The following is a 24,474-nucleotide window of genomic DNA, read 5'->3' on the forward strand; positions in this document are numbered from 1 at the left end:
CGCCAGTCCGACGCGTCCCCTTCGTCGTCTTTTGCCCCGCTCTCCGGGACGGGCAGACTCAGACCCGACGAAAATAGCTGCCCTCCCAGGCCAGCCCCAGATGATACTGGACAAAGCCGTCGATGGCCCGGGCACAGGCCCGCCGCACCGGTGGCGAGAGCTCGCCGCCGGGCCAGGCGGACGGAAAACTTTGCTGCACGCGGCGCAGAAGGTCAAGTCCTTCCGCCGGGACCTCGACGCCGTAGCGCTCCGGCTCGAAACGGCCGCTGCGGCAGGAGGGACAGCGCAGCTGGCCTTCATCCACCACGAACAGGGCCTGGCCGTCGATGGCCCTGCCGCAGCGCCCGCACTGTCCAAGGTTGGGAGCAAAGCCCAGGGCACCGGCCAGACGCAGGCGAAAATACAGAGGCAGCAGGACAGGCGGGGCCTGTTCCGCTTCCAGGGCCTCGCGCAGGTCCTCCATCAGAAGGAAGGATTCCTCCGCGGCGTCCTCGCTGACGCCCATGGCCTCCACGAAACGCAGGCAGTTGGCCGCCAGGCCCATGCGCTGCCAGTTGCGGCGCAAAAGGCGCGGCCCGCGCGTCAGGGTGGCTTCTTCAAGATTAAGGAAACGGCCGTCCCGCGAAGACCTGACCCGGCCCCGCAGAGTGTTCAGCACGTCCAGACAACCGCAGAAACGCCGCCGGCTCCGGCTGCCGCCGAAGGCGAACACCGTCAGCAGACCGTGTTTGCGGCAGAGCAGCCTGAGCCAGAGATCAGACTCGCGAAAGGCGCCCATGCGCAGCACGAGCGCCTGATCCGTCCATTCCATCAGTTGGCGGCAGGGGGGAAGACCAGGGTCTTCACCTGACCGGTCTGGCCGGGGGCCGGCAGCTCCGCGCCGTCATATGTCAGCTGGACACCGCCGGCATTGCCCAGCTTGACTTCCAGGCCCGTGCCGAATTCCAGCGTGATGATATCTCCCTTGCGTACCGAGAACTGGCGGACTTCACCGTCCACCGTGGCCCGCATCCAGCAGTCGCCGATGCCGGTCACCACCAGCCGATGCCGGCCCGCAGGCAGCGTGGAATCCGCGGCGGCCGCATCCTGGACCGTGGCCGCATTGGCCGTCTGGCCCCAGGTCAGTTCCGCAGGCCGCGTATCCATCATGCCCGTATATGCGGGAGCCGCACTGCGGTCAGGCAGCGCGCCGGCGGCAGGGGGCGTCGTGCCCGTCGCAGGAGCGGCGGGAGCGCCACTGCTGCCGGTCTGCGGCGCGGGGGCCGTCTGCGCACCCGCAGCAGGAGCGGCGGGCGGCGTCGCGGGCTGGTCCGGGCTCACGGGCACAGGGGCGGGAGCCACTGCGGCGGGTTCGGCGGTGGGTAGGCTCTGTTCCTTGCCGCCGGTCAGATCCCTGAACACGCCCTGCTGCCACAGCATCCAGCCGCCGCCGGCCAGAGCGGCCAGCACCAGGGCCAGGAGGAAGATGCGCACCCAGCCCGCCAGACCATGACGGGCGCCATGATGCAGGATGGCATGACCGCTGCGCAGGCCGTCATCGCCCGCCATGACGACGCATTCCGTGGTCGTGACGGGTTGCAGGGCATGCAGCACCTCCGCCACTCCGGCAGGCTCCAGCGCCATGTAGGACGCATAGGCGCGCAGGAAACCCTTGGTATAGGCGGGATGGGGAAGCGCCGAGAGATCCCCGGCCTCCAGGGCCTGGATGAGCCGCGTGCTGATCTTCAGATGACCGGCCACATCAGCAAGGCTCAGGCCGCGGCGCTCGCGTTCCGCGCACAGTGCCGCACCCAGTTCTTCAAAAGTCATGCAAACCTCGATACGGGGAAAACTGGTATCTGCCGGCCGGGTCTCCCCGCCATGGTTCCGGCCGGAAGCTGTTACAGACGGATGTCGATGACGGCCCTGCTGCGCAGCTGCTGGGAATACTCGTCAAAGCGTTCCATGGCCTTGGGCTGGCGCAGGATGTTGTCGATGAGGGGGCGGGCCTCGTCGAAGGTCATGGGGCGGCCGGGGCCGCTCTGGCCCGGGCGGAAGAGATGCACCTGGGCCTTGTGCCCCTGCACGTTGAAGATCTCGGTCACATCACCGGGCTTCATCTTGTTCAGGCGGGCTTCCCATTCGGGATTGAGACGCCCCCATTCCACCGGGCCCATGTCCCCGCCTTTTTCGCGGTTGGGAGCGATGGAATACTTGCGGGCGGCCTCGGCGAAGGAAAGAGAGCCGGAAGCGATCTGGGCGGCGATGCTCTTGGCGTTGACGTTGGGATTGTAGACGATCAGCCCCATATGCAGACCGTCACGGTCATAGAGGGTATCCTTGTGCTTTTCGTAATAGGCCCGGATCTCGTCGTCGGTCACGACCACGCGGCGGCCCACTTCCGCGCCCATCACACGCTGGCGCAGCATATTGGTCTTGAGGTTCTTGCGCAGCTCATCCACGCTCATGCCCTGCTTTTTCAGCTCGGCTTCGAACTGGGCGCGGCTCAGGCGGCGCATCTTCATCATCTTGGTCAGTTCCTGATCGATCTCGCTGTCGGAGACGGTGATGCTCAAGCGCTTGGCTTCCTGCTCCAGCAGGATGTCCATGATCATGGAGTCCAGCACCTTGCGGAAAACGATGTTGACCTTGTCCGCCTGTTTGGGGTCGTTGGGATTGAGGCGGGCACGTCCCAGCTCGGGCAGGGCGGTCTTCTGCAGGTCAAACATGGTGATGACCTGCCCGTTGACTACGGCGGCAATCTTGTTGACCTGGGCAGCCTGGGCCGTGCAGGCCAGGCAAAGCCATGCCAGCAGGAAAAGAAGGGCAGATTTTTTCAAGGCGAATTCTCCCGTTAGACGCATATGCTGTAGTGGCTGCCGAAAATAGCCAATATTTCCCTCTTTGGCAATCGCCGGCGCCTAGGCCTGGTCCCCCGGGCCTTCCGGCGCGCGGAGGCCTTCCAGGGCCTGCCGCAGCTCCCGCAGGCCCACGGCGAAATCCCTGTCCGCGGGCAGGGGCAGCACCAGAGCCGCGGGCGGCTGCATCCGGGCCCCTTCCATGGAGGCCACCAGCCGCAGGATGCGTTCCGGCTGTACGGCGGTCTGTCCGTCGGCCCAGACCAGGCGCACATGATCCAGATAGATGTCGGCGCGCTGGACCTGCATGCGGCCCAGGAACTGCTTGAAGTCGAGGACAGCGATAAAATTGACCAGTTCCGGCGGGAAAGCACCGAAACGGTCGCGCATGGAAAGGGCCGCCTCCTCCCGGGCCGCGCCGCTGGCAGCCGCGGTCAGGGCCTTGTAGCAGCGCAGGCGCTCGCGGCCGTCTTCGATATAGGACTGGGGGATGTGGGCCGGCAGGCCGAGATTGAGCTCCGTCTCCACGTCCTGGGTCATGGGCGTGCCCTTGAGACGGGCCACAGCTTCTTCCAGCATCTCAAGGTAGAGGTCGAGCCCCACCCGCCCCATATGGCCGGACTGCACTTCGCCCAGGATATTGCCCGCCCCGCGCAGGCGCAGATCCTCCATGGCCACCTGGAAACCGGCCCCCAGATAATCCATGTCCATGATGATGCGCAGGCGCTCCTCGGCCACCTCGCTCAGATGTTCGGTATCCGGCACCACAAAGAAGGCATAGGCCTGACGGTCGCTGCGGCCCACCCGGCCCCTCAGCTGGTAGAGCTGTCCCAGTCCGAAAAGCTGGGCCTGGTCCACCACCAGGGTATTGGCACGGGGGAAATCCAGACCGGATTCGACAATAGCCGTACAGACCAGCACATCCAGCTCGCCGTGCCAGAATTTGTGCATGTTGCTTTCCAGCTCGTGTTCCGACATCTGGCCGTGTGCCATGCCTATCCGCGCATGGGGCACCAGCTTGCGGACATATTCGGCCACACGCTCCAGGCCCTGCACCCGGTTGTAGACCCAGAAGACCTGCCCCTCGCGGGCCAGCTCCCGCTCCAGCACCGTGCGCAGGGTGGCCTCGTCCCGGCGCAGCACGGCCGTGGCCACGGGCTTGCGGTCCTGCGGCGCGGTCTCGATGACCGAAAGGTCCCGGATGCCGGACATGGACAGCTGCAGGGTCCGGGGGATGGGCGTGGCCGTCAGGGTCAGCACGTCCACGTTCTTCTTCAGGGCCTTGAGCTTTTCCTTGTGCCGCACGCCGAAACGCTGCTCCTCGTCCAGGATGAGCAGCGAGAGGTTGGGCAGGGACACGTCGGCCGAAAGCAGGCGGTGCGTGCCCAGAAGGATGTCGATCTGGCCTTCGGCGGCGGCCTTGAGGATCTCTTTCTGTTTGGCCCGGGGCACGAAACGGCTCAGCAGGCCCACCGTGACGGGAAAACCGGCCAGACGGGTCCGGAAAGTCTGGTAATGCTGCTCGGCCAGCACCGTGGTGGGACAGAGCAAGGCCACCTGCCGTCCTTCGCTGGCGGCGCGGAAGGCGGCCCGCAGGGCCACCTCGGTCTTGCCGAAGCCCACATCACCGCAGACCAGGCGGTCCATGGGTTCGGACTTGTCCATGTCGGACAGCACGTCTTCGATGGCGCGGGCCTGATCCGGCGTCTCTTCAAAACCGAAGGTCGCCTCGAACTCGTGGTAGAGCTCGCCCGGCGGGTCGTAGCGGAAGCCTTTGGCCACCTTGCGGTAGGCGTACATCTCCACCAGGTCGGCCGCTATCTTCTCGATGGCCTTGCGGACCTTCTCCTTGCCGGAGGTCCAGCCGGCCCCGCCCAGGCGGTCCAGGGCCGGTTCCGCGCCCTCGCCGCCCTTGAAGCGCTGAATCAGGCCCAGACGGTCCACCGGCACATAGAGCCTGTCCTGCCCGGAGTATTCCACCAGCAGGAAATCGTTGCCCTGCCCGCCCTGCACCAGATGATGCAGCCCGGCGAAGCGCCCGATGCCGTAGTCCCGGTGGACGAGCAGATCCCCGGCCTTGAGGTCGTCAAAGCTGTCCAGGCCCTTGAAGACGCGCGAAGAGGAACGCGCTTTCTTTTCCGCGCGCGGATAGAGGATATCCTCGCCCAGCACGAGGCTGTCGTCCCAGACCAGTTCCGCGCCGGAACGCCAGGGAGAGACCAGGGCGAACAGGCCGTGCTGCCCGGGAGCATAGCGCAGGGAGGGGACGATGCCCTCCTGTTCGGCCAACTTGAGGAACTTGGCCCGGCTGCGTTGCGAGGAGAAGCTCAGCACGACCTGATGGCGCCTGTTCTGCCATTCCTTCAGGCCCGCGGCCAGATGCTGCCATGGCCTGTCGGACGCCCCGGGAACGGGGAAAAGATCCGTGAAGACATGCAGCGGCCGCTCCTGCACGTCATCCCCGGCACAGTCCACCCCCATGACCAGGGGCTCCAGATGGAAGTGGCGCGCCTCTTTCCAGGGGACTTCCTGCAGGCTGCCATTCAGGCACAGGGCCGCAGGCTGCGGCAGGGGGGCGTCGTCTTCTTCCAGCTGGTCGCGCAGCTGCATGGCCGTGCCGTGCAGGGCCTCTTCGCAGTCGGCCTGCCCGGGCAGGAACCAGAGCGGCTCCTCCGGCAACCAGTCCGCTATCCTGCTGGAGGCTTCGTGCACGAGCCCGGGCAGCAGGCCCAGGCCGCCGGCATCCAGGGTCTTCTTGAAGGTATAGCAGTCGTTCTCGCTGATGCGGGCACCGGCGAACAGCCTGTCCATGCGCTCGCGGGCCGCGGCCAGGCCCCGGGGATCCAGCACGAACGGCAGGGCGGGCAGCAGGGTGATCTCGTCCAGGCCCTGCAGGGAGCGCTGGCTCTCTCCGTCGAACAGGCGCAGCTCCTCCAGGGTATCGCCGAAAAACTCCATGCGCACCGGGCGCAGATAGCCGGAAGGAAAAATATCGAGGATATCGCCGCGCCGGGCCATCTGCCCCGGCCGGGTGACCAGCGGGACCCGCTCATAACCCCATTCCACGGCCTGTTCCAGGATCAGTTCAGGGGAAAAGTCGCTGCCCCGGGCAAGGTCCAGCGTATGCCTGGCGAAAAAGTCGCGCGGTACATGGCGCAGCAGGAGCGCTTCCACGCTCAGGATCAGGCAGCGGGGCTCCCCCTGGGCAAGGCTGTATAGTGCCGCCAGTCGTCCCGCCCAGGAATCCCGGTCGCGCCGCAGCAGCAGACCGGCCGGGAGCCCGGCAAAGGGCAGCTTCCAGACCGGAACGTCCAGCGCCGCGTCGGCAAGGGAGAGGGAGGGGGAAAAAAGGGTCAGCAGGGCGCGGGCCGCGCTGTATTCCTCGCGCTGGCGCACCAGGATGACGCTGCTGCGTCCCTGGTCCAGAGCGGCACACGCCAGGCGGCAACAGGAGACGAGGCCGCTGCGCTGCCAGTGCCGGGCCTCGGCCGGGCCCGAAAGCAGGGAAAGGATATCTGCCATGACTGTCCGCCGGAAAAGGCAAAAACGACGTGCGACGCCGAAAAGGCCGGATTTGAAAAAAGGCGGCCCGAAGGCCGCCTTGCGGGATCTCTATCTATGCTGTCGGGGGCCATGCTTCAAGCGACCCGGGAAATGCGCCATGCGCATCCGGGCGGTGCGGGAACATTTCCCTGCACGGACAGCGTGACGGATCATGATCCGCCTAGTGACTGCTGCAACTGCTGCTGCAACTGCCGCAGCTGCTGCCGGAGGAGGCCAGCGGGATATCGGGGTCCACCGTGAATCCCATGTAGGTCATATCGATGGAGACGCCCCCGATCTGCGCCACCAGATCGGTGGCCATGCAGAAAGTGAAACCGTCGACTTCCTCGGTGCTGTCCTGTGCGTTCGGCTCATCCAGAGCCAGGGCAAGACGCGGGCCGCTTCAGCCGCCGGGGGCAAGAAACACGCGGATGGACTGGCGTTCCTTGTCCGCGAAGTAGGCTTCCAGCTCTTTACGAGCATTTTCAGACAGATTGATCATTCCTTTTCCTCTCTGGGCCGTATCCGCGGAGCGTCCTGCCCGTCAGGAGCCGGACCGGATGCCCTCGAGGCATCAGGCCCTCCCCGCCGGTCACGGCAGTTGGTGGGGGCGGAAGTCGGGAACTTCCGTTATGACAAAAACCGGCAGGAAGCGTAGCCGCCGCCCCGGCCGGATGGGATCACTGCTGGCTGCCGCAACTGCCGCAACAACCGCCGCAAGAGCTCTCGCCCGACGAGGGCAGGGGCACTTCGGGGGTCACGGTGAAGCCCATGTAGCTCAGGTCGATGCTGAGGCTTTTCACCTGCCGGAGCAGCTCGGTATTGATGCAGAAGGCAAAGCCGTCCTGCTCGATTTTGGTATCCCCGTCCCCGGGCTCGTCCAGCGCCAGGGCAAGACGGGGACCGGAGCAGCCGCCGGGGGCAAGGAACACACGGATGGTCTGACGTTCCTTACCCGAAAAATAGGCTTCTAGTTCCTTGCGGACAGCTTCAGACAAAGTAATCATTCCTTCTCCTGTGATGCCGCGCCGCGGTGCCTTGCGTATCCCGCAACAGCAGAGGCGCGTTCCTGTCAACGACGCACGGCGCTCCGCCGGCAGCGGCAGGTATTGATGCAGAAGGTGGTCTTGGTCTCGTTCGAAGCATCAGGGCCGCGGGGCAAAATGCCCTGCGGTACCGGGCTACTGCTGGCTGCCGCAGGCGCCGCAGCAACCGCCGCAGGCGCTGCCGCCCGACGAGGGCAGCGGGACTTCGGGCGTCACCATGAAGCCCATGTAATTGGCATCGATGCCGACACTTTTCACCTGCTGCAAGAGTTCGTTATTGATGCAGAAGGCAAAACCGCCCTGCTCGATCCTGGTGTCGCTCTCACCGGCTTCGTCCAGCGCCAGGGCAAGGCGCGGGCCGGAACAGCCGCCGGGGGCAAGGTAGATGCGGATGGTGGCTTTTTCCCTGTTGGCAAAAAAGCCTTCCAGTTCCTTCCGGGCGGCATCGGTCAACGTTAGCATGGCACTACCTCCAGTGTTGCCCGTAACATGTAAGGTCAGCCCCCGGGATTGTCAATCGCCCCGGGTCTTTTCTCCGCCGGCAAAAAGGAGTATGGAAAGAAATCATTTCTGGAGGGATTATGCCCACGACATTGCTGCTGGACAAAGAGGAACTGAACCTGATTCTGGAACGTCTTGCCTGCGAGCTGCTGGAACGGCACGGCCAGTGCGAGCGCGTCATGCTGGTGGGCATCGAACGCCGCGGCGCGGACCTTGCCCGCCGTCTGGCCGCCCTGATGCAGCAGAAGCTGCAGCGCTCCCTGCCGCTGGGCACGCTGGACATCAACCTGTACCGTGACGACTGGACGAGCCTGGAGGGCAAGCCCCACATCGGACAGTCGCGCATCACCGCCCCCGTGGACAATGCGGAGATCATCCTTATAGATGACGTGCTGTTCAGCGGCCGCACCATCCGCGCCGCCCTGGAGGCCCTGCTGGATTACGGCCGCCCCAGCAGGGTGGAACTTTTGGTGCTTGTGGATCGCGGCCATCGCGAGCTGCCCATACAGGCCGACTATGTGGGCCGCAGCGTGGAGACACGCCCGCAGGAGCAGGTGGATGTCCTGCTGAAGGAACGGGACGGACGCGACGAAGTCCTGCTGACGTCGAAAAACTGAACCGCTCAGGGGCCCCTTCGGGAGGCCCCTTTTTTATGGCCGCCACCGGCATGTCCTGGAGGTGTCGCCGCCGCCGTCACCCGGTGTCCGGTCATATCCCGCCGCAGGCGATGCTGCCGCCTTTTTTCCCAAAAGGACTTGACCGGGCCCTGCTCTTTTCCTAGGCTGACTTCTGTCTTCCCTGTCCCAAGGAGTGAAGGATATGCCCATGCACCATACCTGACGCAGTTCCACCGGCTTCACGGTGTGGAGCGCAGGGGGGTGGGTGTGTGCCGGCCGCATGTCCTGATTCCGTATCGCATCAGAATCCGCTCCCCATCCCCATGGTCCGCAACGGACCCGCGCGCAGTGTTCAAACTTTTGCCGCATCCCGTATGGGGGGTCGCATGAAAAACAGTCTCAATCTTTTCTCGTCCACCACAGGCATCGTGGTCACGGGCCTTGTCCTGGGCCTCGTGGCCGTCTATCTGCAGTTCGCGGGCAACCCCGGTAACATGGGTATCTGCGTGGTCTGCTTCAACCGCGACATCGCCGGCGCCGTGGGCCTGCATCGCGCGGCCATCGTCCAGTACCTGCGTCCCGAGATCCTGGGTATGGTGCTGGGCTCCCTGGCCGCCGCCCTCTGCTTCGGCGAATACCGCGCCCGCGGCGGCTCGTCCCCCGCTGTCCGCTTCCTGCTGGGCGTCATCGCGGCCATCGGCGCCCTGGTCTTCCTAGGCTGCCCCTGGCGCGTCATCATGCGTCTGGCCGGCGGCGACGCCAACGCCCTCTTCGGTCTGGCCGGCCTGGTGGTCGGCATCGGCGTGGGCACGGTCTTCTTCCGCATGGGCTTCTCCCTGGGCCGCAGCCAGAGCCAGAGCAAGGCATCCGGCCTAATCCTGCCGGGCATCATGCTGGCCCTGGTGGCCGTCTACCTGTTCAATCCCCCGGTGGCCGGCCAGGCCCAGAGCGGCGTTCTGTTCTACTCCCTCAAGGGTCCCGGCTCCATGCACGCCCCCTTCCTGCTCTCGCTGGGCGCCGGTCTGCTGGTAGGCTTCCTGGCCCAGCGCAGCCGCTTCTGCACCATGGGTGCCGTGCGTGACGTTCTGCTGTTCAACCAGTGGCATCTGGCCCTGGGCTTCCTGGCCATGCTGGTTGCCGCCCTGGTGGCCAACCTGGCCATCGGCGGCTTCCATCCCGGTTTTGAAGGCCAGCCCGTGGCCCATACCGACGCCCTGTGGAACTTCCTGGGCATGGTGACGGCCGGTCTGGCCTTTGCCCTGGCCGGCGGCTGCCCCGGTCGTCAGCTCTTCATGGCCGGTGAAGGCGACAACGATGCCGCCATCTTCGTGGTCGGCCTCATCGTGGGCGCCGCCTGCGCCCACAACTTCGGCATGGCTTCCAGCACGGCGGGCATCGGCCCCAACGGCATGCTGGGCGCTCTGGGCGGCCTGGCCGTCTGCCTGCTCATCGGTTTCTTCAACTGCAAGCGAGGTGCGTAATGGCGACCCTGATCGATACCTGCGGGCTCTCCTGCCCCCAGCCTGTGCTGATGTTTTTGACTGCTGTCAAAAAAGAGCCCGACGGGCCTTTCTCCGTCCTGGTGGACAATGACGCCAGCCGCGAGAACGTGAGCCGCGCCGCGCGCAACAGCGGTTTCGATGTCACGGTGAACGAAGAAAACGGCATCTGGCGGCTGGAAGTCAGCCGTCAGGCCTGAGACGCAACCTGCAAGGGCGGCCTTCGGGCCGCCCTTTTCTGGAAAAGCATGACAGCAGCCAAGCATTTTTTCACCACACTCGGCAAAAGCCTCGGCAAATTCCTGCCCAAGGCCCGCCAGGCCGAAGAAGCCCCGCGCGCCCTTTCCGACCGGGGCCTGCTGGCCTTTGCCCATACCGGGGACGTCATCCGCGCCGAACGCCTGCTGCGGGAACAGGGCCTCGACATCGACGTCAAGGGTCCGCCACCACAGATGCGCACCGGTTGCGACATGGTGGTGGTCTTTCCGCTCATCAGCCAGGCGGCCGTCTTGGCCAGCCTGAAGATGGCCGGGCTGGAACCGGAACAGGTGGTCAGTGCCCACGATGTGCTGCTGGAACCGGTATCGCTGTTCCAGAGCAGCCGTCTGGATCACTGGCTCATGGTCCGCGCGGCCAACATGAAGATCACGGTGGACTGCCGCGACAAACGCATCGTCAACATCTCCGGGGGCGGCTGCCCCGATGTGCCCTGGCTGGCCCACTGCCTGTGCGGCCAGACGCTGGACACGGCCCCCGAGCCCCTGAGCCTGGGACAGACCCTGTGCTGCTACAGCCTGCAGAAAGCCTTTGAGGAGATACGGAGGCAGCTCGCATGTGGATCATAGCCGGCACTGTTCCCGATCCTGATTTTTCCCTGCTGACACCGGCGCTGACTGCGTCTCCCGATGTCCTGCCCCGCCTGTCCGGCCCGGAACTGCTGCTGCCCGACGGCCGCAACGTCCCCGTGGAACGCGGTACGGCGGCCCTAGCCGCCACGGCCCTGCAGACCTGCGCCGCGCTCTCCTGCCCGCCGCCCGCCCTGCTGCTGGCGGGCGATACGGGCTCCGGCAGCGGCAGCCGCAGCCTGTACGCCTGGCTGGAACAGGCCCTGCCGGACCTGGCCCCGCACGGCCTGACCTTCCATTATCTTTTCCCCGATGTGGACTGGCACAACCGCCTGCTGCTGGCCGTGCAGGCCCTGCCCCAAACGCCCCTGATGGTGGCGGACGCGGGCTTCATGTATGTGGCCAAGATGAGCGGCTATGCCGACGCCTACGCCCTCTTCACCCCGGATGTGGGCGAGCTGGCCTTCCTGGCTGATGAAAAGGCCCCCCATCCTTTCTACACCCGCGGCTTCCTGCTGGCCGAGGAACAGAACATCCCCGCGCTGCTGGCCCGGGCGCAGGCCCACGGCAACTGCCCTGCCGACCTGCTCATCAAGGGCAGGGCCGATCATGTCATCCACCAGGGCCAGACTTACGCGGTCGTGGACAGCCCGTCCGTACCGGCCATGGAATGTATCGGCGGCACCGGCGATATCGTGACCGGTCTGGTCACGGGCCTGCTGTGCACCGGTCTGCCTGTGGCCCCGGCCGCTCTGGCCGCCGCCCGCCTGGCCCGTCGTCTGGCGGCCCACTGCCGCCCGGACCCGGCCACTCCCGTCAGCCACCTCATCGCCGCCCTGCCGGAAGTCCTGCCCCGCAGCGCCGGGGAAGCCGCCCTGCTGGGACAGCCCTGATCCCGCTCCCGGCAGATACCGCCGGACCGGGACTACTGGGGGGCGCCGCCCGGCTGAAGGGATCTTCGGTCAGCGGACTTTTCACCAGCCTTCTCCGCTCCCTGCGAAAAGACGGACAAAGCCAGCGCCTTGTCCGTCTTCACACATCGCAGCCAGGGCATTCATACGGTCTGCTGTCAGGAAGGCCGGGGGACGCTCTCCAAGTGCCTGCCGGCACCCGCCCGGCGACGCCAGCTATCCGTCACCACATCAGGTCCCGCCGGGCCCGCAACCCCGATGACGTGAAGGCCTCCCGTCCGTGGGCCTTCCTAGACCACACGGTGCATGCAGTGGCGCAACTTCTCTCCGCCGGTGTGTTCCGGGCCGTGGAGATCCATGATGGTGCCGCGCGCGCCCAACAGTCCGACAGCATCGGCCCGGCATCTGACGCAATGGCTCATCTGCGGCAGGAAGCGTCCGGCGGCTTCGCGCAGGCGCTTCATCCGCTCGGGATCCGGTTCGGGCAACCCGCCGAACAGCGTGCCGGGAACGGGGATCATGGGGATGCAGTTCATCAGGTCGGCGCCCCAGGCCCGCACGCGCTCCGCCACTTCAGGGACGTGCGCCTCGTTGACCTGCGGGATGACGACCGTATTGACCTTCACGGTCGCACCCAGAGACTTGAGCCTGCGCACGCCCTGCTCCTGTCTCTCAAGCAGCAGCTGCGCCCCTTCCTCACTGCTCAGCCCTGCCGCCTCCCTGTCGTCCACGATATGGCAGATACGCGCGCCGATGGCGGGATCCACGGCATTCACCGTCACCGTCACATGCCGCACGCCCAGCCTGACGAGTTCTTCGGCGCAGGCAGGCAGGGCCAGTCCGTTGCACGACAGGCAGAGCAGCAACTGCGGGAAATCCCTGCGGACCAGACGCAGCGTCTCCAGGGTCTCCGCCGGATTTGCCAGCGGATCCCCCGGTCCGGCGATACCGATGACGGAAAGTTCAGGCAGGCGGGATACGGCGATACGCACTTCATGCAATGCCTGTTCCGGTGACAGCAGCGCGGCACTCACGCCAGGGCGCGATTCGTTGATGCAGGAATATTCCCTGCTGCAATAGGCACAGGAGATATTGCAGCGCGGCGCCACAGGAAGATGCATGCGGGCGTGGGTCCCGCGCAGGGAACGATTGAAACAGGGATGCACCGACGCTGCGTTCATGCCTGCTTCCTGCCCATGTGGATGCACTTCCGGGGACAGGCGCCGAGGCAGTCGCCGCAGTTCGTGCAGTTCGCCTCTTCCGGCCTCGTGCGCATGTAACAGGACCGGCGACAGGCATCGCAGTCATTGCAGTCCGACGTCTTGTAGACCTTGAAGACGGAGAAGCGCTTGAACAGTTCAAGCGCGCCCCCGAAAGGACAGACGAAACGGCACCATGCCGCTGAGATCGCGATCCCCGCGGCCAGGAAGAACAGCACCAGGGACGTGCGGAACAGCCACAGGTCCGAAGCGTGCTCAAAGGTAAGGCCGATGGAGGCCCAGAATTCCCCCACACGGATGGGGACATTGGTCCTGGGCTGGCCCACGACGAACCAGACCCATAAGGCCACTATGAGCAGCAGATACTTGCCGTACGGGAGCATCTGCCGCGTCTCGACGGACAGTTTGAAAGAGGCGAAGCTCCCGACGATCCGGTTGGCCAGCCCTCCCGGGCAGAGCCAGCCGCAGAACGCGCGGCCGAAAAAGACGGCCACCGCCAGCCACGCTCCCCAGAAGCCCCAGAACATGGAGGCAAGGCGGCCGGGGCAGGTGATGACGGGACAATTCTGGCAGCTCACGAAGGGGACCACGAAGGGACAGCGGAACAGGCCGTACAGGCCCCACTCGCCCAGAAAGAGCAAGGAAGCCCAGAGGACGACCCTGTTCACGATCCGCAGGATGCCGACGCGACTTTTTTCGATCATTTTTTCAGGCGACATCTTTCACCCCCAGCTTTTCCACCAGCTCCTGTCCCTTTGCCGAGGAGGCCGGGATGAAACCCGCCCTGTCGAAATACGCGCCGCCTTCAGGACCTGATATCCAGCGGATATAGTCTTCAGCCGCGGGGATATCCTCCGCCTCCTCCATCAGGCCCACCGTGAAGGTCAGCGGACCTGCCGGATAGAATTTTTCCGGTATTTCCACAAGATCGAGATGGGGGCCGAAGGCGGGCATGCGCGTGATGCGCCGTTCGACGATCATGGCATCCGCCTTGCCGGTACAGACGTCCATCACGCTGCGCTGTACGCAGCTGCCGGGGTTGACGACGTTGCGCTTCACTGCCTCGAGCACGCCTGCCGCCTTGAGCAGGCCGTTGGCCGCATCACCGCCTGGAGGCGACGCCTTGGGCGCCATGGCCACCCTCACCCCCTGGCGGGCCATATCGTCCACGCTTTTGATATTGGCAGGATTTCCCTTGGGGACCACGATGACATAACTGGTAAAGCAGAGCGGTACAAAGAACTTCATGCGGCCTGCCTTGCGCAGCTTCCGTGCCAGAGCCAGCACGCGTCCGGCGAACACGTCGGTACGACCGCTGGCAAGGAGAGATTTGCCGAGGACCGCGGCAAAGGCCCCGGTATAGGCGACCTCAACGGATGTGGCCTGACGGTATGCGGCATGGGCGGGGATCATGGCTTCCGCCAGACCGCCGCACGACCAGACATGGAGCGTCCTGGGAGCTGCCTGCGCCTGTGCCGGCAGGACACCGGCCACGGCGCTGCCCAAAACTCCGGCGAGCCCGGCGCGCAAAAAAGCGCGACGTCCGCCCTGCTGTTCTTCATGATCTGAAGACATCGTTCCTCCTCGGTTGAAAACAGATGGCTGCCGATGCGCCACCCAAACAGCCGGCAAGCATCAGATGAGCCTGACGACGGTTTGACCGAGGAAGAAAAATCATCTGACACACTACCGGGACTTCCAGCCCCCTGAAAGGCGTTGTCAGACATAACCGGAAGGGAAAAAGAGGAAAGAGTGACGGGCCGCTGCTCCATGCAGATCCCGCATGGTACAGGTCAGGAAGGCGGATACATGGTTTTGACGGGCGCAGCGCAGCATATTTCATTCGTTGTTTATAAAAAATTACTGAGAGCACAGCAGTCTGTCAATGACGGGCGGGCCTTTTTCGACATGGCAAAAAAGCCTTCCGCCAAAGCCGGTGCAACGCCCTCCGCGCCTGCCAGGCATGTTCCCGGCCGTGTCCGGCACTGCTGCCGTGTCCGGCCTGCCCCGGTCACGGACGGGCCCGGATGCGTTTTCCTTTCCATACCAAGGGCGGCAGCTGCGGCATCTGCCGCAACTGCCGCCCGGGCACGCATGCTCCATGCATGACGCTTGTCCTCCAGGAAAGCCCGCCGCCGCTTCCCGGACTTCCTTCGGGGACAGGGCCGCTGCCTGTGCGCGACCTAACTTTCAGCGCTCTCCCGCATCCGCCGTTCCATGCGCTCCATGAGCAGGGGCGAGAGCACGCCCAGCACGCAGAGGGCGATCAGCACCCAGCACAGGGACGTGGAAAAGAGGATGGACGGGTCCCCGTCGCTGAGGAGCAGGGAGCGGCGCAGGCCGCGCTCGCCGATGGGGCCCAGGATCAGGCCCAGCACGATGGCCGCGGCATTGAAGTCGAACTTGCGCGCCAGATAGCCGATGACGCCGAAGATCAGCATGATGACCACTTCCACCACATTGTTGTGGATGGCGTAGGAGCCCACTACGCAGAGCAGGAAGATGGACGGGATGAGGATGGCGTCCGACAGGCGCGAGATCTGGGCGAAGCCCTTGCAACCCAGCATGCCCACGCCCAGCATGAAGAACTGCACCAGCACGAAGCCGGCGAAGAAGGTATAGGTCATGCCGGCATAGGTGGTGAACAGTTCCGGCCCGGGCTGCAGGCCGTGGATGATGAGGCCGCCCATGAGCACGGCGGTCACGGATTCGCCGGGGATGCCCAGGGTCAGGGTGGGGATGAGGGAACCGCCGGTCACGGCGTTGTTGGCAGCCTCGGAGCCCGCCACGCCTTCAATGGAGCCTTTGCCGAATTCGTCCTTGTGCTTGGAGAAGCGCCGGGCCTCGTTGTAGCCCATGAAGCAGGCGATGGACGCCCCCGCGCCGGGCAGGATGCCCACGATGTTGCCGATGAGCCACGACCGGATGATGGTGGGCGAGATGCGCCGGTATTCCGCTTTGCTCAGGCCGAAACGGTCGGTCATGGCCGAGGCCTTGGGCCGCTGCACAATACGCTTTTCAGCCAGGATGAGCACCTGCGACATGGAGAACAGGCCGATAAGGGCGCAGGTGGTGTTCACGCCGTTATAGAGGGTCGCCTGCCCGAACATGAAGCGCGGTACCCCTTCCATGGGATCCATGCCGATGGTGGAGATGAGCAGGCCGATACCGCCGGAGATGAGCCCCTTGAGGATGGACTTGGACGACACCCCAGCGATGATGGTCAGGCCGAAGAGCGAGAGCCAGAAGTATTCCGGGCTCTTGAACTTCATGGCCAGCTGGGCCAGCAGGGGGGAGAAGAAATAGAGCGAGATGCAGCTCAGCAGACCGCCGCAGAACGAGGCGAAGCAGGCGGTGAACAGGGCCTTGGCCGCCTTGCCGCGCAGGGTGAGCTGGTAGCCTTCGATGGCCGTGGCCGCCGAGGCGGGCGTGCCGGGGGTGTGGATGAGGATGGCGCTGATGGAACCGCCAAAGATGGCGCCGCAATAGATGCCGCCCAGCACGATCAGGCCTGTGGCCGGGTCCATGCCGAAGGTGACGGGCAAAAGCAGGGCCACGCCCATGGCCGCGGAAAGACCGGGCAGGCAGCCGATGGTGATGCCCACGATGGTGGACGCCAGCATGGCCAGCAGATTGATGGGCGCGATGGCCTGCAAAAAGCCCGCCCCCATGAGAGCCAAAGTATCCGTCATGACGATCCCCTTACGAGAACAACAGGCCCACCGGCAGCGGGACCTTGAGGAAAAGCGTGAACACCGCGTAGATGAGCGCGGCCATGACCGCCACCGTCAGCACGATATGCCAGCGGGGCACGCGCAAAAAAGCCAGCGTACCCACCAGGTAGCAAATGCTGGCGATATAGAAGCCCGCCACCTCCATGAGCAGCATATACAACACGCAGCCCAGGCAGATGAAGCCGAACTGTTTCCACTGGAAACCGGCGAACAGCTCGGGCAGGTCATTGATGACGCCCCACTGGCGGCGCACCCGCCACAGGCAGCGCCCCAGATAGCAGGTATTGAGGACCAGCAGACCGGTGATGAGGCAGAGCGGATAGGTCTGCGCGTCCGGCGGCAGCTCCAGGGTCATGTAAAGAAAAAAGAGCGTGAAGGCATACACCAGTGCCGTCACGCCGATATCGGATCGTTTCATACGGACCGCCTGAATGAAAAACGGCGGGAAAGGTCGCCCTTCCCCGCCGGGACATGACAGAAACTACTTCTTGTACAGCTTGGAGACCACGTCGCGGCAGAAGGCTTCCTGCGCGGCGATGAGCTCGGCCAGCTGCTTGTTGTCCTTGAAATCAAGGCTCATGCCGGCCTTGTTGTGAGCTTCGACGCAGGCGGGGTCCTGCATGGTCTTGCGGAAGGCGTCCACATAGAAGTCCACGATCTCCTGCGGGGTGCCTTTGGGCAGCACCAGGGCGCGGGCGGAACCGTACCATTCCTTGTAATAGCCCAGCTCGCCCAGGGTGGGCACGTCAGGATAGTGAGGCAGACGGGCGGTGTTGAACACGCCCAAGATGCGCAGTTCAGGCTTGTCGCCGCTGCACAGGGGGGCCACATCGGCTTCCTTGGCGCAGGAGAAGTGCACTTCGCCCTGGCGCAGGGCCAGCAGCTGGTCGGCGGTACCGCCGTAAGGGATGGCCTTGTACTTGAAGCCGGCGGACGTGGCCAGCAGCTGGGCGGCGGTGTGGTTGGAGGCTTCCACGCCGTTGGTGGAGCAACGCAGATTGCCCTTGGCTTTGCAGGCGTCCACCAGTTCCTTGAGACTCTTCCAGGGGCTGTCGGCACGCACGACCACCACGCCGGTCTCACTCAGCTGGTTGCAGACGGGCACCACGTCGCTGACGGCAAAGGTCGAACCGGGCTGCACGGCCAGGGTGGTGAAGGTGGGCAGGTTGATGAAGCCGATGGTCCGGCCGTCGGGCTTGGAATTGACCAGCTCGGTCTAGCCGATCTTGCCGTCGCCGCCGGGCAGGTTGTTGATGATGAGGGTCTTGCCCACATATTTTTCAGCCTGCGAGGCCAGCAGGCGGGCGCCGGTATCCGTACCGGAACCGGCCTTGTAGGCGACGATGACGGTCACGTCGCCGTCCGGGCTCCACGCGGAAGCCGCCAGGGGCATGGCCAGCAGGGCCACAACAAGGAAAGCGAGTATCTTTTTCATGTTCCCTCCTCCAGGAACAGGTGGTTACGGCAATCCCGCGCAATTTTTCATGTATCGGGAAGTGCCGTTTTTCCTTACCGCCTCCTCGTCATGGCGTCAAGGAAGGCGCGTCATCTGCGCGTACGCTCCGGGCCGCCCTGTACGGCAGACGGCGTTCCGGTCCTGTCCTTTCCCGGGCCGCAGGCCGCGCCCGCGACGGGCAAAGGACAGGAAGCCCCTCCCGGCAAGGCCACCCGCCAAAACAAAAAAGCGGCCCGGAAAACTCCGGCCCGCCGTCGGTTCGCTGGTAGCAAGGGAGGGATTTGAACCCCCGACACTGCGGGTATGAACCGCATGCTCTGACCAACTGAGCTACCTTGCCGTATTGTGTACCGCCTGCCACGCGGTGCACGCATCCATCTACAGAAGACACTGTCGTTTGGCAAGCACTTTTTGCCGCCTGGCTCGGGCATGACGACGACGCCCTTCCCCATGCGTGCGGACATCGGGTGTCGCTCCACGTCTCCAAGGGCTTGTTGCCCGACTTACCCTTGCGTTCGGACATCGCGCCCAGGCGCCCACGCGGGCAAGGTGTGTCGCCGTGCCTGACCGGCCCGCTCTGGCCTGCCGGAGCGTTGCGCAACCGGAAAGCGCCGGCACGCTGGGGAAGCACGTCCCGGTCACTACGCACTTTCGCTACGGCCGGGAGCGTCGGCACTTCCGCCAGTTTTCGCTCCTCGCCGCGGCACGACCGCTGACGCCCGCGCGCCGTTTGCCCATGCGCGGACATCATCCGCCGCGAGAGCCTGCCGCTACCGTGCGTCCTGCCGTGTTCACGCGGCGTGCCCTGCCGCAAAAGCGAAGAAGCCCGGGAACTTCCCGGGCTTCCATTATCTTCTGGTAGCAAGGGAGGGATTTGAACCCCCGACACTGCGGGTATGAACCGCATGCTCTGACCAACTGAGCTACCTTGCCGTGACAGCGTTGTGCGCAAACTCAACGCAGGGATGTTTCTACAGAAGTCGTCCCTGTTTGGCAAGCATTTTTTCACATTTTGGCGATTTTTTTTAATGCACCATGAAATACCAGATGAAGGGCGCCAGCAACAGGCGGTAGACGGCAAAGGGCACCAGGGTCATGCGCCCCACCAGGCTCACGAAAGCCTTGACCGCGATCAGGGCGGAAATGAAGGAACCGATCATGCCCACGGCGAAGAAGGGGATGTCCGCCACCGTGAACAAATGCAGGTTCTTGAGCAGGTCAAAGCCCGTGGCCGCCACCATGATGGGCACCGCGGCGATGAAGGAATATTCCGCCGCCAGCGGACGGCGGGCCCCCAGGATCATGCCGCCCATGATGGTGGCCGCCGAGCGCGAAAAGCCGGGGAACAGCGCCAGGCACTGGAAGCAGCCGATACCGAAGGCCAGGCCGGGCGTCATGTCGTCCAGGGTCTCGTAGCGGGTGCGGAACTGGCGACGCTCCACAAAAATCATCAGCAGCGCGCCGATGACGAAGGGTATCAGCACCATGCCGGGCGTGAACAGGCTCTTGATCTGCGCATGCAGCAGCAGGCCCAGCACACAGGCAGGGATGCAGGTCAGCACCAGCATCCAGATGCCGCGCAGGCCCGCGAAGGCCACGCCCGGCTGCGGACGCAGCAGCCCCCAGAAGCGCCCCCAATACAGCACCACCACCGCCATGATGGCCCCCAGCTGGATGACCACCTGGAAGGTCGAGGCTTTTTCGCCGCTGAAGTTGAGCAGATCGCCCACCAGCACCAGATGGCCCGAGGACGAGACCGGCAGATATTCCGTCAGCCCTTCCACGATGCTGAGGATGAACGCAACCCACAAATTATCCATACCTGTTTGTCCTTTGGGTCCGGGGACCCGTTGTTTCCCGGCGCGGACTCGGCTACACTGGCGCTCAACAAGGAGGAGCCCATGGCAACCATCATGCCCGCCTCGGAACTGGTACGGCGTGCCGCCGCCTGGCTGGCGGAACAGCGCGCCCTGTATCCTGAAAAATCCCTGGCCGTCCTTCTGGACGAAGCCGGGATGCGCTTCAATCTCAACCCGCTGGATGCGGCGGCACTGGGACGCCTGTTCGAGCAGGGAAAGGCGCAGGGAGAAAAAAGCGCCTAGCCGTCTCGCCGCGATCACCTGTCCTGCGGCGCAAGAGCGCCCCCTATCATCCACCGGCCGCCTTCCCGGGCTGGCCTGCCCTGTGGCGCCGGCCCCGGGAGGTTCGCCCGCCGTCGTCCGTCCCCACCGGCCTCTGCATACGGGACGCCGCGATATACCGGGGTAGACGGCATCAGGGTCCGCGGCAGCCCTATAGATGGAAATGCGCCGCATTGCAATCCCCGCTGCCCGGTCCTCTGCCGCAGCACCGCTTTTTCAAAAAAGGGGAAGGCCACGGCCAAGGAAGCCGTTTCCCTCCCTTCTCTGCTACAGCTCCCCTGCCCCGAAAAAGGACAGGGGAGCTTTTTTCATGCCCGGAAGGCCGGAACAGCCCTAGGCGATCTGGCTGCCGTTGGGCACGGGCGCGGCAGGCGTCAGCACGGAGAGTTTGCCGTCCTTTTCCGCGGTCAGCACCATCCCGTTGGACATCAGGCCGCGGATCTTGCGCGGCGGCAGATTGAGTACGGCGATGACCTGCTTGCCCACCAGTTCCTCGGGCTTGTAGTGGTCCGCCAGACCGGACAGGATCTGACGCGGCTGGCCTTCGTCAAAATCGATCTCCAGGCGCAGGATACGGTCGGCATTGGGATGCTTTTCCGCCGCGACCACGGTCCCGGCGCACATCTGCACGGCCTTGAACTGGTCAAAGCTGATCTCGCCGCCCTGCCCGGCTTCGGCCGGAGCGGCCTTGGCGGCTTCCTGCTTTTTTTCCTTCCTGGCCTTGGGGGCCGCCTGGGCTTCCTGCTGCAGGGCCTTGACGTCGATGCGCGGGAAAAGGTTGGAGCTGGCCGCCACCTCGGTACCGGGCAGCAGACCGTCGAACGTGGCGGCTTCCGCCTCCAGGGCGGTGGTCACAGGGCCGTCGCCGGGCTGCTGGCCCAGCTGTTCCAGCAGGGTGCGGGAGGCGTCGGGCATGACGGCCCACAGGCACAGGGCCACCTTGCGCATGGCCGACAGCAGCACGTACATGACCGTACCTAGGCGCACGCTGTCGCCCTGCTTGAACAGGGTCCACGGCGCCTGCGAATCCACATACTTGTTCAGCGCACGCACCAGATCCCACAGGGAATCCAGGCCCTGGGCGAACTGGGTATTGCCGAACAGCTGGATATAGTTGGTCATGGCCGTGGCACACAGCTCGATGATGGCCTTGTCGTCCTCGCTGAAATCGCCGGGCTGGGGCACCTTGCTGTCGAAATACTTGGCCGTCATGGACAGCACGCGGCTGAAGAGGTTGCCCAGGTCATTGGCCAGGTCGGCATTGATGCGGGTCACCATGCCTTCCTCGCTGAAGGAGGCGTCGGAACCGAAGTGCATCTCGCGCAGCAGGAAATAGCGGAAGGCATCCAGGCCGTATTTCTGGCGCATTTCCAGCGGTTCAACGACATTACCCAAGGATTTCGACATCTTGGTATCACGAACCAGCCAGTAGCCGTGCACGTTCAGATGCTGGTACACGGGCAGGCCCGCGGCTTTGAGCATGGTGGGCCAGAACACGGCGTGGGGCTTGAGGATATCCTTGGCCACCAGATGCTCGCCGGGCCAGAAGGTCGTGTACTTTTCGCCGTCAGGCCAGCCCAGGGCGCTGATATAGTTCAGCAGGGCGTCGAACCAGACATAACAGACGTAGTCCTTGTCGAAGGGCAGCTCGATGCCCCAGGTCAGACGGGACTTGGGCCGGGAGATGCACAAGTCTTCCAGCGCGCCCGATTCCAGCATGGACAGCACTTCGTTGCGGTAGCGCTCTGGCCGGATGAAATCGGGATGGCTCTCGATGTATTCGCGCAGCCAGGGCAGATACTTGGACATGCGGAAAAAGTAGTTCTTCTCGCTGATGAATTCCGGCTTGGTCAGATGCTGGGGGCAAAGACCGTTCTCCAGCTCCTTTTCCGTGTAGAAACGCTCGCAGCCATAGCAATAATGACCGCCAAACTCACCAAAGTAGATGTCCCCGGCATCATAGACCTGCTGCAAGAAGCGCTGCACGCGGGCCTTGTGGTCCTCGTCCGTGGTACGCACGAAACCGTCGTTCTCGATGCCCAGCTGCGGCCACAGCTTCTGGAAAAGCGCGCTGATGCCGTCCACGAATTCCTTGGGGGAAACGCCCTGCTTTTCGGCGGCCTTGACGATCTTGTCGCCGTGCTCGTCCGTACCGGTCAGGAACATGGTGTTCTCGCCCAGGGTCTTGTGGAAACGCGACAGGGAGTCGGCCACGATGGTGGTATAGGCATGCCCGAGGTGCGGCTTGGCATTCACATAGTAGATGGGGGTGGTGATATAAAAGTTTTTCACGTCTGACTCCGTTTATTCGGCAACGCCGTCCTGCCGTTGCTGCGACTTGCGGCGACGGCGGCGGCGACTTTTGCTGTTTTCTGCGGGGGCGGCTTCGGTCTGTGCCTGCGGCCGGGCCGCCGTTTCGGCGGTCAGGGGCGCGTCGGGCGGCAGCACGTCGGCGAACAGGTCGGGATCGTCCACATTCTCCGGCGTGACGGAGACCACCAGCAGGCCGTCCCCCTGGGCCGGCTTCTGCGCCTGCTGGGGCTGCTGGCGCGGCTGGGCGTTGCCGGGATGGGGATCGGGGCGATGGGGATCCAGGGCCTGCCATTCGTCCAGGGTCAGTTCCTGTTCCTCATTGTTCTCGTTGAGCACGGACAGGGAATTGCGGAACATATTGGCCCGCAGCACCTTCATGGTGCCCTGGGTGGTCTGGTATTTCTTGCCCAGGCGCGGGCAGTTATGGTGGAAGCGGTCGTAATTTTCCTGCTCGTAGGAGAGGCAGCACAACAGCCTTCCGCAAATACCCGATATCTTTGCCGGATTGAGAAACAGATTCTGTTCCTTGGCCATGCGGATGGTCACGGGCGCGAACTTGCGCAGGTAGCGGCGACAGCAGCAGACCATGCCGCAGTTGCCCACCGCGCCCACCATCTGGGTCTCATGGCGCACGCCTATCTGGCGCAACTCGATACGGGCGCGGTACTCGCGCACCAGGTCCTTGACCAGCTCGCGAAAGTCGATGCGTGCCGGGGCCGTAAAGTAGAAAATAAGCTTGCTGCGGTCAAAAAAAACTTCCACATCCACCAGTTTCATGTCCAGGCGGCGGTCACGGATGCACTGGCGGCAGAATTCCGTGGCCTCGCGGGCCAGCTCCTCATTGCTGCGGCCTTCCGCCATATCCGCTTCCGTGGCCCGGCGTTCGATGGGCGTCAGGCTCTCCTGCTCCACACCGGCCACATGATCGTAAGGACCGGAGACCACCTGAGCCAGAGCCTGGCCCTGATCGGCCGCGATCAGCACATGATCGCCCACGGCCAGATCAGCGGGGCCCGTATGGTACAGGGTCTGTCCCAAAGCGCGAAAGCGCAAACCGTATATTGGCATAGTCTTCAATCTTTGTTGCGGGAATGATCTGAATTCCCATTCATCGGGCATATCCGTGCCGCTGTCAACACATGCCGCCCGGCCCCCTGTCTGCCCCGGCGAACGGCTGCCGGACCGGCACCAGAATGCACAGGGCTTTTTCTTGCTATGCCCTTCTCCATGTTCTAGACTTGTGACAAGGAGAACATCACCATGATTTCACGAGACGAAGCGCTGGCCCTGCTGGCGGAAAACCATGTCCAGGCGGGCCTGCTGCAGCATTCCCTTGCTTCCGAGGCCGTGATGCGGGCGCTGGCCCGCCAGTTCGGCGAAGATGAAGAATTGTGGGGCCTGACCGGACTGCTCCATGATGTGGACTATCCCGCCACGGAAGCCACGCCGGGAAAGCACGGTCTGGAAGGCGCCCGCCTGCTGGAAGGCAAGCTGCCGGAAGAAGCCCTGACCGCCATCCGGGCCCACAACGGCGAAATGACCGGCTGCGCGCCCCAGAGCCGTTTCGACTACGCCCTGCGCTGCGGCGAGACCATCACCGGCCTCATCAGCGCCGCGGCCCTGATGCGTCCCACGGGCTACGAAGGCATGGAGGTCAAGAGCATCAAGAAGAAGATGAAGGACAAGGCCTTTGCCGCCAGCGTCTGCCGGGACAACATCCGCCAGTGCGAACAGGCGGGCCTGCCCCTGGACGCATTCCTGGCCCTTTCCATCGCCGCCATGCGCGACTGCTTTTCCCAACCTGCCTGAAC

The 24,474-nt window shown here is 64.4% G+C and carries 24 protein-coding genes and 2 tRNA genes; 7 read left to right on the forward strand and 19 right to left on the reverse strand.

Features of this window, described 5'->3' with window-relative positions; genetic code table 11:
• Positions 1-58: 58 nt before the first annotated feature.
• From Q1X76_RS00685 to Q1X76_RS00715, 7 genes are all read right to left on the reverse strand, one after another.
• The gene (locus Q1X76_RS00685; protein ID WP_300717451.1) at positions 59-811 is read right to left on the reverse strand and encodes a DNA repair protein RecO C-terminal domain-containing protein; all 753 of its coding nucleotides are present in this window, start codon (positions 809-811) and stop codon (positions 59-61) included.
• A complete protein-coding gene (locus Q1X76_RS00690) occupies positions 811-1,809 on the reverse strand; it encodes a helix-turn-helix domain-containing protein (protein ID WP_300717452.1) in 999 nt (332 codons plus the stop codon). The genes Q1X76_RS00685 and Q1X76_RS00690 overlap by 1 nt, the downstream gene beginning before the upstream one ends.
• A 71-nt stretch (positions 1,810-1,880) precedes the next feature.
• Positions 1,881-2,819 (reverse strand): SurA N-terminal domain-containing protein, encoded by a 939-nt coding sequence (locus Q1X76_RS00695; protein ID WP_300717453.1) that lies wholly within the window; start codon positions 2,817-2,819, stop codon positions 1,881-1,883.
• Positions 2,820-2,900: 81 nt separating this feature from the next.
• Positions 2,901-6,359, reverse strand: a complete 3,459-nt coding sequence (mfd, locus tag Q1X76_RS00700) for a transcription-repair coupling factor (RefSeq protein ID WP_300717454.1) — start codon at positions 6,357-6,359, stop codon at positions 2,901-2,903.
• A gap of 202 nt (positions 6,360-6,561) precedes the next feature.
• Positions 6,562-6,882, reverse strand: coding sequence for an IscA/HesB family protein (locus Q1X76_RS00705; protein WP_300717455.1), 321 nt, complete (start codon positions 6,880-6,882; stop codon positions 6,562-6,564).
• A gap of 178 nt (positions 6,883-7,060) precedes the next feature.
• Positions 7,061-7,387 (reverse strand): IscA/HesB family protein, encoded by a 327-nt coding sequence (locus tag Q1X76_RS00710; RefSeq protein WP_300717456.1) that lies wholly within the window; start codon positions 7,385-7,387, stop codon positions 7,061-7,063.
• 174 nt (positions 7,388-7,561) lie between these two features.
• Positions 7,562-7,888 (reverse strand): IscA/HesB family protein, encoded by a 327-nt coding sequence (locus Q1X76_RS00715; RefSeq protein WP_300717457.1) that lies wholly within the window; start codon positions 7,886-7,888, stop codon positions 7,562-7,564.
• 119 nt (positions 7,889-8,007) lie between these two features.
• On the opposite strand from Q1X76_RS00715, the gene pyrR reads away from it, so the two are divergent.
• The 5 genes from pyrR (at position 8,008) to Q1X76_RS00740 (ending at position 11,781) form a co-directional block, all read left to right on the forward strand.
• A complete protein-coding gene (gene pyrR / locus Q1X76_RS00720) occupies positions 8,008-8,544 on the forward strand; it encodes a bifunctional pyr operon transcriptional regulator/uracil phosphoribosyltransferase PyrR (protein WP_300717458.1) in 537 nt (178 codons plus the stop codon).
• A gap of 386 nt (positions 8,545-8,930) precedes the next feature.
• A complete protein-coding gene (yedE, locus tag Q1X76_RS00725) occupies positions 8,931-10,025 on the forward strand; it encodes a YedE family putative selenium transporter (RefSeq protein ID WP_300717459.1) in 1,095 nt (364 codons plus the stop codon).
• Positions 10,025-10,243 carry a sulfurtransferase TusA family protein gene (locus Q1X76_RS00730; RefSeq protein ID WP_300717460.1) on the forward strand — a complete coding sequence of 73 codons (219 nt, stop codon included), beginning with the start codon at positions 10,025-10,027 and terminating at the stop codon, positions 10,241-10,243. The genes yedE and Q1X76_RS00730 overlap by 1 nt, the downstream gene beginning before the upstream one ends.
• Before the next feature lie 48 nt (positions 10,244-10,291).
• A complete protein-coding gene (locus tag Q1X76_RS00735) occupies positions 10,292-10,888 on the forward strand; it encodes a DUF3343 domain-containing protein (protein ID WP_300717461.1) in 597 nt (198 codons plus the stop codon).
• Positions 10,876-11,781 carry an NAD(P)H-hydrate dehydratase gene (locus tag Q1X76_RS00740; protein ID WP_300717462.1) on the forward strand — a complete coding sequence of 302 codons (906 nt, stop codon included), beginning with the start codon at positions 10,876-10,878 and terminating at the stop codon, positions 11,779-11,781. Before Q1X76_RS00735 ends, Q1X76_RS00740 begins: the two co-directional genes overlap by 13 nt.
• Before the next feature lie 308 nt (positions 11,782-12,089).
• On the opposite strand, the gene Q1X76_RS00745 is transcribed toward Q1X76_RS00740, so the two are convergent.
• The 10 genes from Q1X76_RS00745 to Q1X76_RS00790 all read right to left on the reverse strand — a co-directional run bounded on the left by Q1X76_RS00745 (position 12,090) and on the right by Q1X76_RS00790 (position 20,029).
• The gene (locus tag Q1X76_RS00745; RefSeq protein ID WP_300717463.1) at positions 12,090-12,980 is read right to left on the reverse strand and encodes a radical SAM protein; all 891 of its coding nucleotides are present in this window, start codon (positions 12,978-12,980) and stop codon (positions 12,090-12,092) included.
• Positions 12,977-13,738, reverse strand: a complete 762-nt coding sequence (locus Q1X76_RS00750) for a 4Fe-4S binding protein (RefSeq protein ID WP_300717464.1) — start codon at positions 13,736-13,738, stop codon at positions 12,977-12,979. Before Q1X76_RS00750 ends, Q1X76_RS00745 begins: the two co-directional genes overlap by 4 nt.
• Positions 13,728-14,594 (reverse strand): substrate-binding domain-containing protein, encoded by an 867-nt coding sequence (locus Q1X76_RS00755; protein WP_300717465.1) that lies wholly within the window; start codon positions 14,592-14,594, stop codon positions 13,728-13,730. Before Q1X76_RS00755 ends, Q1X76_RS00750 begins: the two co-directional genes overlap by 11 nt.
• A 608-nt stretch (positions 14,595-15,202) precedes the next feature.
• Positions 15,203-16,711, reverse strand: a complete 1,509-nt coding sequence (locus Q1X76_RS00760) for a tripartite tricarboxylate transporter permease (RefSeq protein ID WP_300717466.1) — start codon at positions 16,709-16,711, stop codon at positions 15,203-15,205.
• A gap of 10 nt (positions 16,712-16,721) precedes the next feature.
• Positions 16,722-17,171: a tripartite tricarboxylate transporter TctB family protein gene (locus Q1X76_RS00765; protein WP_300717467.1), complete on the reverse strand. Its 450-nt coding sequence runs from the start codon at positions 17,169-17,171 to the stop codon at positions 16,722-16,724.
• A gap of 63 nt (positions 17,172-17,234) precedes the next feature.
• The gene (locus tag Q1X76_RS00770; protein WP_300717518.1) at positions 17,235-17,963 is read right to left on the reverse strand and encodes a tripartite tricarboxylate transporter substrate binding protein; all 729 of its coding nucleotides are present in this window, start codon (positions 17,961-17,963) and stop codon (positions 17,235-17,237) included.
• 6 nt (positions 17,964-17,969) lie between these two features.
• Entirely contained in the window at positions 17,970-18,188 is a 219-nt protein-coding gene (locus tag Q1X76_RS00775; protein WP_300717468.1) for a hypothetical protein, read from the reverse strand.
• Positions 18,189-18,472: 284 nt separating this feature from the next.
• Positions 18,473-18,549: transfer RNA gene (locus tag Q1X76_RS00780), tRNA-Met, on the reverse strand.
• 516 nt (positions 18,550-19,065) lie between these two features.
• Positions 19,066-19,142: transfer RNA gene (locus Q1X76_RS00785), tRNA-Met, on the reverse strand.
• A gap of 92 nt (positions 19,143-19,234) precedes the next feature.
• Positions 19,235-20,029 (reverse strand): undecaprenyl-diphosphate phosphatase, encoded by a 795-nt coding sequence (locus tag Q1X76_RS00790; protein ID WP_300717469.1) that lies wholly within the window; start codon positions 20,027-20,029, stop codon positions 19,235-19,237.
• Between the two features lie 81 nt (positions 20,030-20,110).
• On the opposite strand from Q1X76_RS00790, the gene Q1X76_RS00795 reads away from it, so the two are divergent.
• Positions 20,111-20,311: a hypothetical protein gene (locus Q1X76_RS00795; protein ID WP_300717470.1), complete on the forward strand. Its 201-nt coding sequence runs from the start codon at positions 20,111-20,113 to the stop codon at positions 20,309-20,311.
• Positions 20,312-20,683: 372 nt separating this feature from the next.
• Here Q1X76_RS00795 and metG read toward each other — a convergent pair whose 3' ends face one another.
• Both metG and ricT read right to left on the reverse strand, forming a co-directional pair.
• A complete protein-coding gene (metG, locus tag Q1X76_RS00800) occupies positions 20,684-22,642 on the reverse strand; it encodes a methionine--tRNA ligase (protein ID WP_300717471.1) in 1,959 nt (652 codons plus the stop codon).
• Between the two features lie 12 nt (positions 22,643-22,654).
• On the reverse strand, positions 22,655-23,731 hold the full coding sequence (gene ricT, locus Q1X76_RS00805) for a regulatory iron-sulfur-containing complex subunit RicT (RefSeq protein WP_300717472.1): 1,077 nt from the start codon (positions 23,729-23,731) through the stop codon (positions 22,655-22,657).
• Between the two features lie 192 nt (positions 23,732-23,923).
• On the opposite strand from ricT, the gene Q1X76_RS00810 reads away from it, so the two are divergent.
• Positions 23,924-24,472, forward strand: a complete 549-nt coding sequence (locus Q1X76_RS00810) for an HDIG domain-containing metalloprotein (RefSeq protein ID WP_300717473.1) — start codon at positions 23,924-23,926, stop codon at positions 24,470-24,472.
• Positions 24,473-24,474 lie beyond the last annotated feature (2 nt).

It is taken from the genome of uncultured Desulfovibrio sp. (assembly GCF_949282365.1).
Lineage (GTDB): Bacteria > Desulfobacterota > Desulfovibrionia > Desulfovibrionales > Desulfovibrionaceae > Desulfovibrio.

Excerpts from the sequence above, each read along its gene's own strand:
- Q1X76_RS00795 (WP_300717470.1), top strand. The coding sequence starts at position 20,111 with ATGGCAACCATCATGCCCGCCTCGGAACTGGTACGGCGTGCCGCCGCC.
- Q1X76_RS00755 (WP_300717465.1), bottom strand. The coding sequence starts at position 14,594 with ATGTCTTCAGATCATGAAGAACAGCAGGGCGGACGTCGCGCTTTTTTG.
- Q1X76_RS00710 (WP_300717456.1), bottom strand. The coding sequence starts at position 7,387 with ATGATTACTTTGTCTGAAGCTGTCCGCAAGGAACTAGAAGCCTATTTT.
- Q1X76_RS00810 (WP_300717473.1), top strand. The coding sequence starts at position 23,924 with ATGATTTCACGAGACGAAGCGCTGGCCCTGCTGGCGGAAAACCATGTC.
- Q1X76_RS00740 (WP_300717462.1), top strand. The coding sequence starts at position 10,876 with ATGTGGATCATAGCCGGCACTGTTCCCGATCCTGATTTTTCCCTGCTG.
- Q1X76_RS00690 (WP_300717452.1), bottom strand. The coding sequence starts at position 1,809 with ATGACTTTTGAAGAACTGGGTGCGGCACTGTGCGCGGAACGCGAGCGC.
- pyrR (WP_300717458.1), top strand. The coding sequence starts at position 8,008 with ATGCCCACGACATTGCTGCTGGACAAAGAGGAACTGAACCTGATTCTG.
- yedE (WP_300717459.1), top strand. The coding sequence starts at position 8,931 with ATGAAAAACAGTCTCAATCTTTTCTCGTCCACCACAGGCATCGTGGTC.
- Q1X76_RS00730 (WP_300717460.1), top strand. The coding sequence starts at position 10,025 with ATGGCGACCCTGATCGATACCTGCGGGCTCTCCTGCCCCCAGCCTGTG.
- Q1X76_RS00775 (WP_300717468.1), bottom strand. The coding sequence starts at position 18,188 with ATGAAAAAGATACTCGCTTTCCTTGTTGTGGCCCTGCTGGCCATGCCC.
- Q1X76_RS00790 (WP_300717469.1), bottom strand. The coding sequence starts at position 20,029 with ATGGATAATTTGTGGGTTGCGTTCATCCTCAGCATCGTGGAAGGGCTG.
- Q1X76_RS00715 (WP_300717457.1), bottom strand. The coding sequence starts at position 7,888 with ATGCTAACGTTGACCGATGCCGCCCGGAAGGAACTGGAAGGCTTTTTT.
- Q1X76_RS00760 (WP_300717466.1), bottom strand. The coding sequence starts at position 16,711 with ATGACGGATACTTTGGCTCTCATGGGGGCGGGCTTTTTGCAGGCCATC.
- Q1X76_RS00750 (WP_300717464.1), bottom strand. The coding sequence starts at position 13,738 with ATGTCGCCTGAAAAAATGATCGAAAAAAGTCGCGTCGGCATCCTGCGG.
- ricT (WP_300717472.1), bottom strand. The coding sequence starts at position 23,731 with ATGCCAATATACGGTTTGCGCTTTCGCGCTTTGGGACAGACCCTGTAC.
- mfd (WP_300717454.1), bottom strand. The coding sequence starts at position 6,359 with ATGGCAGATATCCTTTCCCTGCTTTCGGGCCCGGCCGAGGCCCGGCAC.
- Q1X76_RS00685 (WP_300717451.1), bottom strand. The coding sequence starts at position 811 with ATGGAATGGACGGATCAGGCGCTCGTGCTGCGCATGGGCGCCTTTCGC.
- Q1X76_RS00765 (WP_300717467.1), bottom strand. The coding sequence starts at position 17,171 with ATGAAACGATCCGATATCGGCGTGACGGCACTGGTGTATGCCTTCACG.
- Q1X76_RS00735 (WP_300717461.1), top strand. The coding sequence starts at position 10,292 with ATGACAGCAGCCAAGCATTTTTTCACCACACTCGGCAAAAGCCTCGGC.
- Q1X76_RS00745 (WP_300717463.1), bottom strand. The coding sequence starts at position 12,980 with ATGAACGCAGCGTCGGTGCATCCCTGTTTCAATCGTTCCCTGCGCGGG.